This is a genomic window from Actinomadura opuntiae (genome assembly GCF_030283205.1).
GTDB lineage: Bacteria > Actinomycetota > Actinomycetes > Streptosporangiales > Streptosporangiaceae > Spirillospora.
The window spans coordinates 372,301-389,310 of record NZ_JASNWF010000003.1; the positions used below are offsets into that span (position 1 = coordinate 372,301).

12 protein-coding genes are annotated in these 17,010 nt (G+C 71.5%); 3 read left to right on the top strand and 9 right to left on the bottom strand.

Annotated features, from left to right (window positions below; all coding sequences use genetic code 11):
* Positions 1-54 precede the first annotated feature (54 nt).
* Positions 55-192 (bottom strand): hypothetical protein, encoded by a 138-nt coding sequence (locus QP089_RS08040; protein WP_285910731.1) that lies wholly within the window; start codon positions 190-192, stop codon positions 55-57.
* Positions 193-378: 186 nt separating this feature from the next.
* On the opposite strand from QP089_RS08040, the gene QP089_RS08045 reads away from it, so the two are divergent.
* Positions 379-2,349: a hypothetical protein gene (locus QP089_RS08045; protein ID WP_285910732.1), complete on the top strand. Its 1,971-nt coding sequence runs from the start codon at positions 379-381 to the stop codon at positions 2,347-2,349.
* 40 nt (positions 2,350-2,389) lie between these two features.
* Here the strand turns inward: QP089_RS08045 and QP089_RS08050 are convergent, their stop codons facing one another.
* From QP089_RS08050 to QP089_RS08085, 8 genes are all read right to left on the bottom strand, one after another.
* The gene (locus tag QP089_RS08050) at positions 2,390-3,304 is read right to left on the bottom strand and encodes an amidohydrolase family protein (RefSeq protein ID WP_285910733.1); all 915 of its coding nucleotides are present in this window, start codon (positions 3,302-3,304) and stop codon (positions 2,390-2,392) included.
* A 154-nt stretch (positions 3,305-3,458) separates the two neighbouring features.
* Positions 3,459-5,069, bottom strand: a complete 1,611-nt coding sequence (locus tag QP089_RS08055) for a beta-N-acetylhexosaminidase (protein ID WP_285910734.1) — start codon at positions 5,067-5,069, stop codon at positions 3,459-3,461.
* 11 nt (positions 5,070-5,080) lie between these two features.
* Positions 5,081-7,087 (bottom strand): NPCBM/NEW2 domain-containing protein, encoded by a 2,007-nt coding sequence (locus QP089_RS08060; RefSeq protein ID WP_285910735.1) that lies wholly within the window; start codon positions 7,085-7,087, stop codon positions 5,081-5,083.
* Positions 7,088-7,097: 10 nt separating this feature from the next.
* Positions 7,098-8,645 (bottom strand): alkaline phosphatase D family protein, encoded by a 1,548-nt coding sequence (locus QP089_RS08065; RefSeq protein WP_285910736.1) that lies wholly within the window; start codon positions 8,643-8,645, stop codon positions 7,098-7,100.
* Positions 8,646-8,657: 12 nt separating this feature from the next.
* A complete protein-coding gene (locus QP089_RS08070; RefSeq protein ID WP_285910737.1) occupies positions 8,658-9,968 on the bottom strand; it encodes an ABC transporter substrate-binding protein in 1,311 nt (436 codons plus the stop codon).
* Positions 9,969-9,983: 15 nt separating this feature from the next.
* A complete protein-coding gene (locus tag QP089_RS08075; RefSeq protein WP_285910738.1) occupies positions 9,984-10,793 on the bottom strand; it encodes a carbohydrate ABC transporter permease in 810 nt (269 codons plus the stop codon).
* 9 nt (positions 10,794-10,802) lie between these two features.
* Positions 10,803-11,858: a carbohydrate ABC transporter permease gene (locus QP089_RS08080; protein WP_285910739.1), complete on the bottom strand. Its 1,056-nt coding sequence runs from the start codon at positions 11,856-11,858 to the stop codon at positions 10,803-10,805.
* The gene (locus tag QP089_RS08085; protein ID WP_285910740.1) at positions 11,855-13,168 is read right to left on the bottom strand and encodes a glycoside hydrolase family 36 protein; all 1,314 of its coding nucleotides are present in this window, start codon (positions 13,166-13,168) and stop codon (positions 11,855-11,857) included. The genes QP089_RS08080 and QP089_RS08085 overlap by 4 nt, the downstream gene beginning before the upstream one ends.
* Positions 13,169-13,329: 161 nt before the next feature.
* Here QP089_RS08085 and QP089_RS08090 point away from each other — a divergent pair, with 161 nt between their 5' ends.
* A complete protein-coding gene (locus QP089_RS08090; RefSeq protein WP_285910741.1) occupies positions 13,330-14,526 on the top strand; it encodes an ROK family transcriptional regulator in 1,197 nt (398 codons plus the stop codon).
* A 252-nt stretch (positions 14,527-14,778) separates the two neighbouring features.
* Positions 14,779-17,007: an MMPL family transporter gene (locus tag QP089_RS08095; RefSeq protein WP_285910742.1), complete on the top strand. Its 2,229-nt coding sequence runs from the start codon at positions 14,779-14,781 to the stop codon at positions 17,005-17,007.
* Positions 17,008-17,010: the final 3 nt, after the last annotated feature.

Sequence of the window (17,010 nt, forward strand, 5' to 3'; positions counted from 1 at the left end):
GGCCCCCGATTCTCAGATTTTCTCCGTCTGCCGCCGCCCGCCTTTCACGTACCGTCAGCGGAGGTAGTGGTCGAGCAGCCATGTCGTGATCGCGCGGGCGGCGCCGGTCAGGGCGCCGCGCACAGCGGCGGACGCCAGCAGGAGTCGTTCAGTACGCGTCAGACCGGACGCGGGTGCGGCTGAGGACGTCATCGCTTTGGCCTCCCTGGTCGTTTCCTCGTTCAGTGGACCTGACCCCATTAACCGGGTGAATCGGCGCCGATCCCACCGATTTCGGATCCGGATGGTGGCGTGGTGGTTACGCTCGTGGTCAGGTGTAGATCCGGCTTGGTACGAGTCGGATCCGTCATCGGGCGACAGGGGGGCGAGGGAGGCACGGTGCCCAAGCCGTTTCGTCCCGCGGCCGGTGCGCACGTGTCCTCCCAAGTGCTCGCGGAGCTTGCGCGGCTGTGGGACCAGGCCGTCCACCACGTCGGTCGGCAGGGTGCGCAGGTGACACAGGACCGGCTGGCCGCCGAATCGGGCGTTGCGAAGACGACGGTGAACTCTTGGGCGACCGGCAAGTCCCTCCCCCGGGACGTGGACCAGCTGGCCAAGGTCGGTGGCGTCCTGGCCGCCTGGGCCAGGGAGAAACAGGTCACCCACCGAGAGTGGTCGCAGTTGCTGGCGGCTGACCAGGAGGCCCGCGCCGGCTTGTCCGCCGCCGCGGCGGGCGACCGCGATAAAGGTGTGGGACGGCCCTTGAGCGAGGTGACCGACCCCTTCGCGTTGGAGGTGCACCGGCCGATCACCCCGGAGAGGGCGGACGATCTGCCGCCGCTTCCGCCGTACGTACAGCGGGCGCATGATGCCCGGTTGGCCCAGGTGGTGGCCCAGGCCGTTGCGGGGCAGAGCGGGATGGCGGTGCTGGTGGCCGGGTCGTCGGCGGGCAAGACCCGGGCCTTGTGGGAGGCCCTCGCTCTGCTTCGGGAGGCGGACGGGTGGCGGCTGTGGCACCCCTTCGATCCCACCCGGCCCGAGGCGGCGGTGGCGGAGCTGGACCGGGTCGGATCGTTCACGGTGGTGTGGCTGAACGAGACCCAGGAGTACCTGGGCGCGTCCGGTGACGGCGGGGAGCGGGTCGCGGCCAAGCTGCGCAGCCTGCTGACCGACCCGGCCAGGGCGCCGGTGCTGGTTTTGGGCACGTTGTGGCCCGAGCACCATGCGGCGCTCGTCCAGCAGTCCACCTCGCAGGTGGCCCGGGTGCTGGACGGCGCAGTGATCGAGTTGCCCGAGACCTTCACCGGCGCCGACCTGGACGCGGTGGCGCGGGCGGCCGGGCACGACGCGCGGCTGGCCGCTGCCGTCGAGCATGCCGAGGACGGTCACATCACCCAGTACCTGGCCGGTGTTCCCGCACTACTGGAGCGTTACCGAACCGCTCCCGCATCGGCCAGAGCCTTGATGCACGCGGCAATGGAACTTCGGCTGCTCGGCCACGGCCCCGCTTTGCCTCGCGCCCTCCTGGCGGCGGCCGCACCCGCCTACCTCACCGATACCCAATGGGATCTAGCCGGTGAAGACTGGTTCGAGGCGGCCTTGGCCTACGCGTCCGTTCCTTGCAAAGGTGTCCGCGGGCCGCTGACCCTTGCCCGCCCCAGGTCCGGCCGACCGGACTCTGAGCAGCCGACCTATCGTCTGGCCGACTCCCTCGTACAGATCGCAAAATCCATCCGTCCAGAGGTCCGGGCTCCAATCCACCAGGACGCACTTCTCAGCGCCATCCTCACCCACGCCTCCCCAGCCAACCTGACCCGGATCGCACATGCGACACCGGAGGAAGGCGACTACTTCAAGAGGATTTATCTGCGGACGGACCGGGCCGCCGACGCGGTCGCATGGCTGATGGCGCGCGTGGGCGCCCGTTACGGCCTCCAGTCGATGTGGATCGCCAAAGAGCTGCTGAGGGAAGGCCGGATCTGGGAAGGGCTCTGCTGGGAGCAGCGGATATCCGAACTCGCCGGCCCCGCCGGAAATTTCCGGGACACGCTGCAGATCATGTCTCGGAAAGGCCGGACGGAGGAGGTCCTGGCCTGGTTGAGAACACGCGCCGCATCAGGCCGAAGTGACGCCTTGGAGCTCATGGGTTTCATCCTGCGCGACGCGGGGCGCTTCGACGAAGCGATCACCTGGTACCGGCGCGCCGAGGCCGAGACCCATAGTCCTGAAGCCGAATTCTGGCTGCTCATGCTCTTGCTCGGTCAGGGGCGGACCGACGAGGCGTACGCGGTGCTGCACCCCCGTATCCAGGCCGGCGACCCCGAAGCTCTGGCGATCGCCGAAAGATACGGGCTTATCCAGAGCGATTGAGCAACGGTGAATGGGCCGGACCGCGCGCTCGGCCGCCGCGTCAGTTCCCCGCCTCCCGGAGCAGGCGCAGGGCGTTGTCTCTGTACACCTTTTTCAGCACGTCGTCGGGTAGGTCGAGTGCGGATATGGCCCAGCGTCCCTGGGGCGGGATCTCCTCGTCGGGGGCGTACGGAAAGTGCTCGTCGGCGGTCTCCAGGAAGCGGTAGTGCGTGGGGTACGACGACGCCGAGAGCGGGAACGCGTCGGTGCCGAACAGGACGCGGTCCGGGTGGCGGGTGAACAGGGTCCGGGCCGCGCGCGGGCGGCGGCCCAGTTCGGCGAGCCGGCCGGCGATGTCGATGTGGAAGTTCGGATGCTCGTCCAGCATGCGCGAGACCCATCGGAGGTCCTCGGCGTAGCAGCCGACGTGCGCGCCGATGAAGACGGTGCGCGGGTGGGCGGCGACGAGGCCCTCCAGGGCGTCCATCAGCCGGAGGAAGGAAGGGACGCCGGGGCGGTCGAACTGCCAGTCCGGATGGGCCAGCAGTTCTTCGAGCCGCTCGTTGTGCCGGTCGGCGGAGGCGAAGAACGCCACCGGATCGGCGGTGTGGATCAGCACGGGCAGGCCGAGTTCGCCCGCGGCGGCGAAGACGGGGGCGAGGCGCGGATCGTCCGGCAGGACCAGGCGGCCGTCGGGGCCGGTGTACTTCAGGCCCAGCGTCTTCCAGACCTTCAGTCCGCGGGCGCCGCGCGCGTGCGAGTCCCGCAGTCCGGCCACGAGCCGGTCGACGCCGTCGCGCTCGCGCAGCAACTCCCAGTCGAGCTGGCAGAACGTGAGGAACCGGCCCGGGTGGGCGCGGTCGTAGCGGTCGAGGTTGGCCGACAGCTCCTCGCCCCACATGCCGTCGAGGTTCACGATGGCGGCCACGTCGTGCTCGTCCATGAGGGCGAGCAGCCGGCCCACGTCCGGTGCCATCCATCCACCGTCTCCGGTGAGCCAGCGGCCGAGGTGGTTGTGGACGTCGACGCATCGGTACCGCGGCCGCGGGACGTGGCTCCCGGGGATGGCGACGCTCGGACGCGGCGCATAGTCGGCCAGCCTCAGATCGTGGAGATCGGGCATGGCCGCCTCAGCGGCCTTCGCGGAGCGGGCGGGTCCATTCGGAGACCTTCGCCTGCCAGGCGTCGTCCTCCTCGGGACGTCCGGCCACGCCGGGCCGCCGCTGCCAGGGCCGCGGTCCCGTTTCGGGACGGTACTCCACGCCGAGTGCGGTGAGGCGGTCCAGGTGGGCGTCGAGCCGCCGCCGGAAGCCGGCCGGGTCCCGGTCCTGGGTGCTCCACACGGTTTCGGCGAAGGCGGCGAGCCGGGGAAAGGCCATGTAGTCGAGCTGCCGCGGCGAGTCGATGAGTTCGGTCCACAGGCAGCACTGGGCGCCGAGGACGTGCCGGGCCGCACGGTCGCCCGCGAGCGCGGACGGGATCGGCTCGAAGGCGTAGACGTCGTCGACGGTGAGCACGGTGCCGAACGGCACCGGTTCCTGGTCGCCGGGCGCCTGGCGGTAGTCCAGGTAGACGGAGGTGTTGGGGCAGGGGACGACGTCGTGGCCGCTCTTGGCGGCGACCACGGTCGCGTGGTCGTCCCGCCAGGAGGTGATGACGGCGTGCTCGGGCGCGCCCCGTCCCTCCAGGATCTCGTCCCAGCCGACCGTGCGCCGGCCTTGGGCGGCGAGGTGGCCGGCGACCCGGCCGATGATCCAGCTCTGCAGCTCCGCCTCGTCGCGCAGGCCGAGCTCGCGGATCCGGCGCTGCGCGGCCGGGCTCGCCCGCCACTGGTCCTTGCGGCACTCGTCGCCGCCGATGCTGATGTAGGGGCTCGGGAACAGCTCCACGACCTCGTCCAGGACGTTCTGGAAGAACGCGATCGTGTGCTCCTCGGCGTTGAGCACGTTCGGGCCGACGCCCCACGTCGTGGCGACGTCGAGGGGGGTGTCGAGGTTGCCGAGCTCGGGGTGGGCGGCGATCGCGGCCTGGGTGTGGCCCGGCAGGTCGATCTCCGGGACGACGGTGATGTGCCGCCGGGCGGCGTAGGCGACGATCTCGCGGACGTCGTCCTGGCTGTAGTAGCCGCCGTGGGGACGGCCGTCGCCGGGACCGTCCCACCCGACCTGGCTCTCCCGGCGCCACGCCCCGACCTCGGTCAGCCGCGGATAGCGCCTGATCTCCAGCCGCCAGCCCTGGTCGTCGGTGAGATGCAGGTGGAGGACGTTCAGCTTGTGCACGGCCATCAGGTCGATGAAGCGCAGCAGGTCGGCCTTGGGGAGGAAGTTGCGGGCGACGTCGAGGAGGCAGCCGCGCCAGGCGAAGCGCGGCCGGTCCTCGATCAGGACGTGGGGCAGCGGGAGGCTCCCGCCGGCGGACGCCTTCCGGTACGACTCGGGCGGGAGGAGCTGCCGGAGGGTCTGCGCGCCGTAGAACGCGCCCGCGGCGTCGGCGGCCTCGACGAGCGCGCCGTCGGCCCCGACGCTCAGCCGGTACGCCTCCGCCGGCATCTCCCGGACCGCGAGGGCGATCCCGCCCGGACGCGGCCCCGGCGGCAGCTCGCCGCCGGTGACGGGGCTCAGCTCGCCGCGCAGCCAGGCGGCGACCTCGGCGAACGCGGGGTCCGCGGTCAGAGTGGTGTGCCGGTCGAGGACGAGCCGGCCCGGGCGGGTGTCGAGACGCACCGGTTTCGGGATGACCATCGATGCCCCCGTCAGTCGCAGGTGATCTTCGCGTCGGCGAAGTCGGTGTGATCGAAATAGGCGTTGTCGCCGCCGTTGGTGGCGACCAGCCGGACGTACCCGGCGCCCTTGACGGACGCGGTGACCTTCCGGGGTGGGCTGTCGCCGGTGAGGACACCGGTGCGGGCGGCCAGCTCCCCGTCGGCCCACACCTGGAAGTCCGCCGAGCCGCGGACGGCCCCGGGCGCGTCGACCTCGTCGTCGATCCCGGCGAAGAACTCGACGGTCGTGCAGCGTCCGGCCGTGTAGTAGCCGATCTCGGCGGGGGCCTGCGCGCCGAGGCCCTTGGCGTACCGGACGCCGCCGATGGTGAGGGGCCGCCCGTCGCCGGCGGCGGCGTTGCCGCCGCTCATGTCCTTCTCGACCGGGCCGAGGTGGTTCACCATCGTCGCCCACGGCACGTCGCTGAGGTAGCTCGTGCCGGAGCCGGGGGCCGTCGCCACACGCACGACCGCGCTCCCGTCGAGCCCGTCCTTCCACCGGTCGGAGGTGACCTTCCCGGTCAGGGGATAGTCCCGTTGCGCGGCCCCGGAGGGCGGGGTGATCGACCATCGGGTGGTGAACGTCGCGCCCGGGGCCAGCCTCCCGGCCGTGGCCGGGGACACCGCCTTCGCCTTCCAGCCGTCGGGCACGGTCAGCGAGACCGCGACGTCGCGCACCGAAGCGGTGCCCCCGGTGTTGGTCACCCGCGTCACCAGGGAGTTGTCCTTGCCCGGCTCGACGGTGGTGGGCCGGGTGGCGCCGAGGACGGTGGCGGGGTCGATCTCGTAGGTCGGCAACGGCGCGGCCGAATCGTGCCGCGTGCTGACGCGGTACATGACGGTGCCGTGCGCGGGCACCGCCGCGGAGATGTCCCCGGTGGTGCTCCAGACGGCCCCGGTCCACAGGTCTTCCAGGCGGTACCGGGACGCGGCGGGCAGTTTCAGCTCGCTCGCGGTGGTGGAGATCGTCTTCGCCCGGTCGCTCTCGTTGTAGAGGGCGACGGCCGTGTCGCCGCCCGTCAGTGGTCGGGACAGGACGTGGTACCAGCCGTCGGTGCGGGTGAACACGGCGGGCCGTCCGAGCCCGTCCTGGTCGACCGCGACCACTCGCGGGTTGGCGACGACCGCGGCGGGTGCCTTGGCCGGGTCGGCCTGGAGGATCAGCGGGGCGGCGGCCATCGCCCACAGGCTGACCTGCGTGCGGTACTCGGTGTCGGTCATGCCGCCGAGGCCCGCCTGCAGCAGGTCCGGGTCGGCGTAGCTGCGCGGACCGGCGTACTGCAGGCGCAGCATCGCGGTCTCCCAGATGCCGAGCATGCTCGCGTAGGAGTCCGTGATCGGTTTGGTGACGACGTTCGTCCGCCAGGTGGTGGCGAGCTGCCCGCCCCACAGCCACGGGACGCTGTTGCCGTCCTCGTTGTTCATGGCGAACGCGATCCCGTCGCCGAGCGCCTCCCGCATGCGCGGGTAGAGCTTCTGGGCGATGCCCTCGGAGTTCTGCCCGGGGAAATCGGCGGTCGGGATCGAGCAGTAGTCGTACTTGACGTAGTCGACGCCCCATCCCTTGACGAGCGCGCCGTCGTCGGCCTCGTGTCCGTAGGAGCCGGGGCCGCCGCCGGCACAGGTCTTGGTGCCCGCGGACAGGTTGAGGCCGAACTTCAAACCCTCGGCGTGGACGGCGTCGACCAGCGCCTTCATCCCGGCCGGGAAGCGGCCGGTGTCGGCGGCCAGCCGTCCGGAGGAGTCGCGCTTCCCGGCCTCCCAGCAGTCGTCGATGATCACGTAGCGGTAGCCGGCGGCCTTCAGCGCCGCCAGGCCGGCGGCCGCCTGGCGCACCGAGGCGTCGGCGACCGAGCAGCCGAGGGCCCGGCTGCTCCAGCCCATCGGCGGAGCGTCGACGGCGGGCGGCGCCGCCGAACGGGCCATCGCGCCGGACTGCGGCACGGTGGACATGGCGAGGAGCACCGCCGCGAGGGCGGCGGTCACGCGTCTGCGCATGATCGTCCTGTCAGGCCGGGTGGAGGCTCGGGTCGCCCGGCTCGATCGCGAACGAGCCGGAGGTGTAGGCGAGCGCGTAGGGCTGGGTCACGACGGGAAGCGACCGGAAGTCGACCTTCATCTCGCGACCGGATATGACGCTGCGGACATAGCCCCGCCGCCCGTTGAAGAACTTGACGTGCGGGTTCTCGGCCAGCAGCTGCGCGGTGTTCGGGTACTCGTCCAGTCCGTTGCCCGCGGACGTGACCGAGGTGCTCACGAGTTCGACCGCCACGGACTTCGACTCGGGGTCCTGGTGGTCGCGCTTGACCTCGCCGGCCCAGTGCGAATGCACGTCACCGGTGAGGACGACCCCGTTGCGCTTGTTGTCGTCGATCGCCGCGGCCACGCGGTTGCGGCTGGCGGTGTAGCCGTCCCAGCCCTCGTTGGAGTAGCCCTTCGCTTCGCCGTTCGTCCAGTCCATCTCCATGAAGAAGACCTGCTGGGCCAGCAGGTCCCAGGTGGCGTCGGAGTCCTTCAGCTGACCGGCGAGCCAGGTCTCCTGGTCCTGGCCGAGGATGGTGCGGTTCGGAGCGAGGCGTTCGGTGCAGTCGGCGCCGATCGTCCCGGACTTGCCGCCGTTGCAGGCGTAGATGTCCCGGTACTGGCGGGTGTCGAGCAGGTGGAGGTTGGCGACCGATCCCCACCGCACCGTCCGGTATAGGTGGAGCGCCGCACCGACGGGCTTCTGCGCGCGGCGCAGCGGCATGTTCTCGTAGAACGCCTGGAACGCGGCGGCCCGCCTCGGCAGGAACGGCGGGTCGGGCTGCTCGGGCACGTCGCCCGCCCAGGCGTTCTCGACGTCGTGGTCGTCGAAGACGGTGACCCACGGCGCGACCGCGTGCGCGAGCTGCAGTTCCGGGTCGGTCTTGTGCTGGGTGTGCCGCAGCCGGTAGCCGGCGAGGTCGAAGCACTCGCCGCCCGCCTGGTCCCGCACCGGGTACTTGTAGTCGCCGTACTCGTAGATGTAGTCGCCCAGGAAGGCGATCAGGTCCGGATGGTCCTCCGCCATCCTCCGGTAGGCCGTGAACCAGCCGATCTGGTAGTCGGCGCAGGAGGTGAAGGAGAGGTTGAGGTCGCGGCCGCTCGTGCCGGGCGCCGGCGTGGTGAGCGTCCGCCCGACCGGTGACACCTGGCCCGCGGCCTTGAACCGGTAGAAGTACTCGGCGCCGGGCCGCAGGCCGCGGAGCTCGACGTGCACGCTGTGCGCGGACTCGGGGCGCGCCACCTGCGCGCCCCGCTGGACGACCTTGCGGAACCGCTCGTCCTCGGCGACCTGCCATTCGACGGGGACGGGCCGGTGCGGCATGCCGCCGAGGCCGTCGGGGGCGAGCGGGTCGGTGGCGAGACGGGTCCACAGGACGACGCCGTCGGGGGCCGGTTCGCCGGAGGCGACGCCGAGCCGGAACACCTCGCCCAGCGGGGCGCGGCGGGCCGCCGCGCGCACGGGTGGGACACCCAGTGCGGCGGCGATGCCCAGGCTCGCGCCCCCGGCGAGAAGGGAACGCCGGGTGATCATGAGGCTCCTCGACTACTTGACCAGCGCGTCGCCGTCGCGGACGGCCTGGTCGGCGGCCTGCTGCGGGGTGAGCTTGCCGAGGTACATGTCGTTGAAGGTCTGGTTGAGCTTGTTCTCGAACGCGGTGAAGCCGGTCGTGACGGGCAGGTTGAACGTGGCGCCCCGCGACTCCTCCAGGAAGGGCGAGACGTCCAGGCCCTTCTGCTTCCAGTAGTCGAGGTAGCCCTGGGACAGGCCGTTCAGCGCGGGGAAGACGTAGCCGCCGTCCGCCATGATCTTCTGCGCCTCGGGGCCGCCGAGGTAGCGGGCCAGCTTCATCGCGGCCTCCCTGTGCGGGCTCCTGGCGTAGACGGCCTCGGAGAGCCCGTTGATGTTCACCACGCGTCCGGCCGGGCCCGCGGGCATCGACGCGACGCCGATCTTGAAGTCGGCGCCGGGGGCGACGAACGGCAGCAGCGCGTTGTTGGCGGGGAACATCGCCACCCGGCCCTGCTTGAACATCTCGTTGATCTTGTCGCTGGGCGGGTTGGTCTGCGCGGCGGGCGGCGCCACGTGGTACTTGTTCACCAGGTCGACGCCGAACTGCAGGGCCTGCACCGAGGCGGCGTCGTTGAAGGCGTACTTGCCGAACGGCCTGTCGACCAGCTTGCCGCCGTTGGAGCTCACCCAGTTCATCCACTGGGTCTGGTAGTGGTTCCAGGACGCGAAGCCGTACTGCTTCACCTTGCCGGCGTCGAATCCCGGCTGGTCGGGGTGCTTGCCGTTGTCGTCGACCGTCAGCTTGCGGGCGGTCTCCAGCAGGGTGCCCGAACCGTCGGGCGCCCAGGTGAGCTTGTCCGGCATCGTGACGCCGGCCTTCTTGAACAGGTCCTGGTTGTAGAGGAGCCCGACGATGCCGAAGTCCTTCGGCACGCCGTACAGCTTGCCCTTGTAGGTGTAGGACTGCACGACGTTGGCGTTGTACTTCGTGGTGTCGAGCTTGAGGGTGCTCAGGTCGGCCAGGATCCCCTTGGTGACGAACTCGGGGAACTGGGAGGTCTGCATCCAGAAGACGTCCGGCGCCGTGCCGGCGACCGCGTCGGCGGTCATCTTGGTCCAGTACTGGTCGTACGGGAGCTGTTCGAGTTTCACGTGGACGTCGGGGTTGGCCTTCTCGAACGCGGCCATCACCTTCTGGTAGCCGACCTTCTGCTGGTCGTCCCAGAGCCGGTAGGTGAGCGTGACGGAGCCTCCGGAGTCGCCGGAACCGCCGCAGGCCGTCGCGGTGGAGACGAGCGCGGCGCCGAGCACGGCCGCGATCGCGCGGATTCGGGGGGATGTCATTGCGGCTGACCTCTTCTACTTGAGGCCGGTGAGGACCACCGAGCGGACGATGTATCTCTGGAAGGCGACGAACACCGCGACCATGGGCACCAGGGCGATCAGGGCGGCGGCGGTCATCTGGTTGGGGTCGACGCCGATGGCGCCCTTCAGCCCGGCGATCCCCACGGTGACGACCCTGGTGTCGTCACCGCTGGTGATGATCAGCGGCCACATGAAGTTGTTCCAGGACGAGATGACGGTGATGATCGCGAGGGTGCCCAGGGCGGGGCGCGACAGCGGGAGGACGATGCGCAGCAGGATGGTGAGCGGCCCCGCCCCGTCGATGCGCGCCGCGTCCTCCAGCCCGGCGGGCAGGGCGCGGAAGAACTGCCGCATCAGGAAGATCCCGTACGGCGTGCCGAGCAGGTACGGCGCCAGCAGCCCCAGCCAGGTGTTGACCAGGTGCAGCTCGCGCATGATCAGGAAGAGCGGGATCATGGTGACCGCGCTGGGCACCATCATCGTGGCCACGTACAGCCAGAACAGCACGTCGCGGCCGCGGAACCGCAGCCGCGCGAACGCGTAGGCGGCGAAGGTGGTGAACACCAGCTGTCCGGCGGTCAGCGCGGCCGTCATCAGCACCGTGTTGCCGAGGTAGCCGGCGAACCCGGAGTGCATCACCCGGTCGAGGTTGGCGAAGGTGGGCGGCAGCCCGGGCTCCCACGGGTCGGTGCGGCTGAGCTGCCGCGGCGTCTTCAGCGCGGTCAGCGCCACCAGGAGGTAGGGGAAGACGGAGACGAAGGCGCCGGCGACCAGCGTGGCGTAGAGCGCGGTGCGCTTGACCATGATCCCTCCTCAGCTCAGGTCGTAGGTGGTGCGCTTGGCGAAGAACCGGACCTGGGCGAGCGTCACCGCGAGGATGAGCAGGAACAGCAGCGCGGCCAGCGTCGAGGCGTAGCCGAAGTCGAACTGCCGGAAGGCCGTCTCGTAGATCCTGAAGTTGAGGACCTCGGTGCTGCCGCTCGGCCCGCCGTCGGTCATCGCGTAGACCGTGTCGAAGATCTGGAACGCGCCCACCAGGTTCGTCACGGTGACGAAGAACGTCGTCGGGTTCAGCAGCGGCAGGGTGATCTGGAAGAACCGCTGGACCGGGTTCGCGCCGTCGGTGGCCGCCGCGTCGTACAGCTCCTGCGGGATGCCCTGCAGCCCGGCCAGGAAGAACAGCATGGTGTAGCCGCTGTACTGCCAGACGTTGACGAGCGCGACGGACGGCAGCGCCCACGAGGGGTCGGTCAGCCAGTCCGGCCCGCTCACGCCGGCGACGCCGAGCAGCTTGTTCAGCGCGCCGTCCCGCGGGTCGAAGATCCACGTCCACACCAGGCCCATCACGATCGGCGTGGCCATCCACGGCACGACGAACAGCGCGCGGTAGAACGCCACGCCCTTGACCCGCTGGTTGAGCAGCAGGGCCAGCAGCAGGCCGAGGACGGTCTGCACCGGGATGCTCAGCAGGACGAACAGGACCGTCACCCAGACCGAGTGCCAGGTCCCGCCGTCCCCGGCGAGCCGCCGGTAGTTCGCCAGGCCGGCGAAGGACGGGCTGGACAGCAGCTCCCAGTGGAACAGGCTCAGCCCGAGCACGATCAGCAGGGGCAGCAGCAGGAAGGCGAACACCCCGAACAGGCTCGGAGCGACGAACAGGTAGGCGTACCAGTTCCTGTGCCGCAGGCGCCGGACACGGCGCGGAGCGGGCGCCGCACCGTTCCCGGTTTCGGGCTCGGTGGCGGGCTCGGTAGCGGTGGCGCGGTCGGGGTCGGGGTCGGTGGCGCGGTCGGGGCCGGCGGCGCGGTCGGGTGCGGTGGCGCCCGGCGGGCCGGCCTGTTCCGGCAGACGGTTCGCGCTGCTCGTCACGACGGCTCCGTCCGCGTCGGGACCATCAGCCGCCGGGTCGTCTCCAGGCCCCAGGCGTCCAGCGCGGCGATCGGGTCGCCGGATCCGCGCAGCCCACCACCGGCCTCGATGTGCTCGGCCCACTGCTCGCGCGCCTCGACCTCCGGCCGGGCCATGATGCAGTCGGGGTCGTTGACCCACCAGCGGGCGTGCAGGAACTCGCGCGCGGCGCCGGTGAGCCGGGCGCCGAGCTGCGACGGCTGGCTGAGGTCGCCCGCCTTCGGCAGCACGCGGGGCGCGGTGTCCGGGCTGACGCGCATGATGTCGGCCAGGCCGATGCTCGGCAGCATGGGCGCGCCGCAGGCGTGCAGCGCGGCGTCCGGGCCGATGGCCGTGCGGATCAGTTCGAGGCCGCGGCGGTAGGCGGCGATCGGGCCGACGTCCTCGTGCCGCCGTCCGGGCAGCGCCCCCGCGTAGAGGTAGTCGAGCTTGAAGTGGCTCAGGCCCAGCGCCCGGAACCGCGTGAAGACCTCGGCCAGGTGGGCGGCGGCGTCGGGATGCGTGACGTCGAGGACGGCGAGGTCCTGGTCCCACATCACGCCCGCGTGCGCGTCGCCGACAAGCCAGTCGGGGTGGTCGCGGAAAACGCGGCTCTGCCGGCCGACTAGGAAGGGCGCCACCCAGATGCCTGCGCGCCGGCCGGTCTCCAGGACGGCGCCGACGGCCCGTTCCAGCGACCCGAACCCGGGGCGCGGCTCCAGCCAGTCGCCGATCTCGGCCTCGTAGCCGTCGTCGATGAGGAACATGTCGGCGTCGATGCCGTGCCGGTCGGCGAGGGCGAGGTTGGCGAGGACGTCGGCGTCGGTGACCTTGTCCCAGTAGCCGTACCAGGAGCACCACATCGGCGGCACGGCCGGGAAGCGGTCCGGGGCGTGGCCCTCGGCGATGCTCTCCGCCCACCACCGCAGCGCGGTGTCGAGGCCGCCGTCGATCTCGTGGCGCGTGACGGGCCCGTCGGCGGACACGACCAGCCGGCCGCCGGCCTCGCGGGCCCGGATGGAGGGCACCTCGTGCGGGCCGGGGCCCGAGAAGACCGAGACCGGGCCGCCGTCACCGGGATCGACCGCCAGCAGCCCCTCGCCCTGGAACGTCCCGGCCGGAACGGGCGTCTCCGGGCGGTAGCAGATGGTCTGCACGTTGTCGTCGGCGGGCCGCGGCGGCGTCTCGCCCGGCCGGTGGGCGCCGGTCGGGCTCCAGGACTGCCAGCCGAACTCGAACACCCGCGTCCGGGGCGAGAGACCGGTGATCTCTCCGACATCGGTGAACGGCATCGGATGCTCTCACTTCCAGGAGAGTTATACAGGAGACCATCATTAGTACACTGGCCACCGATAGATGGCAATGGGTCGGTTGTGCGACGGTCGGGTGCTGCCTAGGCTGACAGGGTGAGTTGTTGACGAGCTCGCCCCCCTGTTTCGAAGGGAACCTTCTGATGTCGACGATGCCGCCGATGGGCGGCGACCTGTCCCGGTTGCGGCAGCTCAACGCGCTGACCGTGATCAAGACGCTGCGCGGAGCCGAGGCGGCGACCCTGTCCGCGCTGGCCGAGCGCACCGGGCTGTCGCGGCCGTCCACCAAGGAGGTCATCGACGAGCTGAGCGCCATGGGATGGGTGGAGGAGGTCCCCCCGGCGCCCGGCACGATGGGCCGGCCGGCCCGGCGCTACCGGTTCCGCGCGGACGGCGGGCACCTCATGGGCATCGACGTCGGCGCGTACCACATCCGCGCCGCCCTCGCCGATCTCGACGGCAACGTCCTCGCCGAGACGCGCCGCCCGGCGCACCCCGACGCGCCGATCGAGGACCGGCTGGCCGCGATACGACAGGCCGCCGCCGCCTGCCTCGGCCTGGGCGGGCTGACGATGACCGACCTGTGGACGGTGGCGGTCGGCACCACCGGCCTCGTCGACTCCGACGGCCGCGTCATCATGTCGGCGTCCATCCCGGCCTGGCGGGACCTCGATCTCGAGGGCCTGCTCGGCGAGATGTTCCCCTGCCGGGTGCTGGTCGAGAACGACAGCCGCCTGGCCGCCCTCGCCGAGACCAGGCGGGGCGTCGCCCGCGACGCCAGGGACGTGGTGTTCCTGCACATCGGGCGCCGCATGGGCACCGGTCTGATCATCGACGGCAGGCTGCACCGCGGCTTCGGGGCGGCCGCCGGCGAGATCGTCATGCTCCCCGAGGCGGGCTGGAGGGACGGGCCCGAGGACCTCAACAACGCCGCGGTCGTCCCCGAGGGCTTACCGCCCGAGGACGCCGCCGGGTTCACGCTGGCCGCCGCGCGCAACGGCGATCCGACGGCGCTGGAGGCCGTCGGGCGCTTCGCCGACAAGCTCGCGGTCGGCACCGCCGCGGCGGTCCTGCTCCTCGATCCGGAGATCGTGGTGCTCGGCGGGGGCTTCTCCCGCTCCGCCGACGTGCTGCTGCCGCCCCTGCGCATCCGCCTCGAACGGGTCTGCCTGCGCATGCCGAAGCTCAGCGGTTCCACGCTCGGCGACGAGTGCGTCGTGCTCGGCGCCATCGACTACGCCATCGAGCACCTCGATCAGCTCTTCTTCGCCCCCGACGCCCCCGCCCTGCGCCCGCCGGTGCGTCCCGCGACCTCGCCGGCGAGCCCCGACCCCGCCTGAACCTCCGCATCGGGAAGACCACCGGCCGGGGCATCGAGCCCGACACGGTCCCGGCTGCGGCCCAGGTCAGGCCCGTCGAGGCCCAAGCCCGCCCAGTGCGTCGGCACCAGGGCGCGCGTGCGGCTGGTCCGGGCGCACCAGGCGAAGACGGCGGCACGGGACGATGCCCGGCGGGGGTGCCCGAGGGAAGTGTTGGAGGCGCGCGGATTCCGCGCGTTCCCCTTCCCTAGCGGTGTCTGGAGTGATCAGCAGGTGGCGACATTTCTCTACCGGGTCGGACGGTGGGCCTTCCGGCGGCGCCGGCTCGTGATCGGTTTGTGGCTCGGCGTCCTGGTGCTCGCCGGGGTCGCCGCCGCCACGGCGCCGGCCGGGCAGGACGAGGACCTCTCCATGCCCGGCACCGAGTCGCAGAAGGCGTTCGACCTGCTGGACGAGCGCTTCCCCCAGAGCAACGCCCAGGGAGCCGAGGCCCGCCTGGTGTTCCAGGCCCCGGACGGCCAGCGCGTGACGGCCGGCAAGAACAAGGCGGCCGTCGAGGAGACGCTCGGCTCGCTGGACGGGGGCGCTCAGGTCGCGTCGGCCACCGACCCCTACAAGACCGGCGCCGTCAGCAAGGACGGCACCATCGCCTACTCCACGATCACCTACACCGCGGACGCCGTCGACCTGACCGAGCCGACGAAGAGCGCCCTCGAGGACGCCGCGGGCAAGGCCCGGGACGCGGGGCTGACCGTGGAGATCGGCGGCTCGGCCCTGGACGCGGAGGAGGCGCCGGGCGGTACGACCGAGATGATCGGCGTGGTGGTGGCGGCGGTGGTGCTGGTCCTCGCCCTCGGGTCGCTGGTCGCGGCCGGACTGTCGCTGCTGACCGCCTTCTGGGGCGTGGCCATCGCCTTCGGCCTGGTCACCGCGCTTGCCGTTCCGCTGGGCCTGACGTCCACGGTCGCCATCCTGGCGCTGATGCTGGGGCTGGCGGTCGGGATCGACTACGCGCTCTTCATCACCTCCCGCTTCCGCGACGAGCGCGCCCGGGGCGGCGATCCTGAGGAGGCCGCCGGCCGGGCGGTGGGCACGGCCGGGTCCGCCGTCGTCTTCGCCGGCGCGACCGTCTTCATCGCCCTGGTCGGGCTGGGGGTCGTCGGGATCCCCGAACTGACGAAGATGGGCATGGCCGGCGCGGGCGCCGTGGCCCTCGCCGTCCTCGTCGCGCTGACCCTCGTCCCCGCGCTGTTCGGCTTCTTCGGCCGGCGGGTACTGTCGCGCGCCGTCCGCAAGGCGGGTCGAACGGGCGGCGAGCCCCCGGCGGCCCGTCGGCCCGGGCTCGCCACCCGCTGGGCGCGGTTCGTGCTGCGCCGGCCGGTGACCGTGCTGCTGGTCGCCGGGATCGGTCTCGGCGCCGTCGCCGTGCCGGCGCTCAGCCTCGAACTCGGGCTGCCCGGAGACGAGTCCAAGTCGGTGGAGACCACCCAGCGCCGCGCCTACGACCTGCTGTCGGAAGGGTTCGGCCCCGGCTTCAACGGCCCGTTGACCGTGGTCGTGGACATGTCGAAGTCCGCGGACCCGCAGGCCGCCGCCGACCGGGTCGCCGAGACCGTGCGGGGCGTGGACGGGGTCGCGTCGGTCGGTGATCCGGTTCTCAGCCGGACCAAGGACACGGCCGTCCTCACCGCCGTCCCGCGGACCGCGCCGGCCAGCGAGAAGACCAAGGACCTGGTGCACGCGATCCGGGAAGAGGTCTCCGGCGTCGAAACACAGACGGGCGCCGAGATCCTGGTGACCGGTACCACTGCGCTGAACATCGACATCTCCGAAGCGATGTCCGACGCCCTCCTCCCCTACCTGACCGTGGTCATCGGCCTGGCCGTGCTCCTCCTCATGGTGGTCTTCCGCTCGGTCCTGGTCCCGGTCAAGGCCGCGCTCGGCTTCCTGCTGTCGGTGGGCGCCGCCTTCGGAGTCCTCGTCGCGGTCTTCCAGTGGGGCTGGGCGGCGGACCTGATCGGCATCGAACAGACCGGGCCGGTGATGTCGCTGATGCCGATCCTCATCATCGGGATCGTGTTCGGCCTCGCCATGGACTACGAGGTCTTCCTCCTCACCCGGATGCGGGAGGCCTACGTCCACGGCGCGTCCCCCGGCGAGGCGATCGTCGGCGGTTTCCGGCACAGCGGACGCGTGGTGGCCGCGGCGGCGATCATCATGATCAGCGTGTTCACCGGGTTCATCGGGATGAGCAACCCGACCATCCAGACGATGGGCCTCGGTTTGGCCTCCGCCGTCGCCTTCGACGCCTTCGTCGTCCGGATGGCGATCGCGCCCGCCGTCCTGGCACTGCTCGGCCACCGGGCCTGGTGGCTGCCGCGTAGCCTGAACCGTGTGCTGCCGAACGTGGACATCGAGGGCGAGGCATTGAGCAGGCGCGCCCCGGCCTCCGCGACCGTCCCGGACATGGCGGTGCCGCCGGTCCCCGTCGACGGGCGCTGAGCC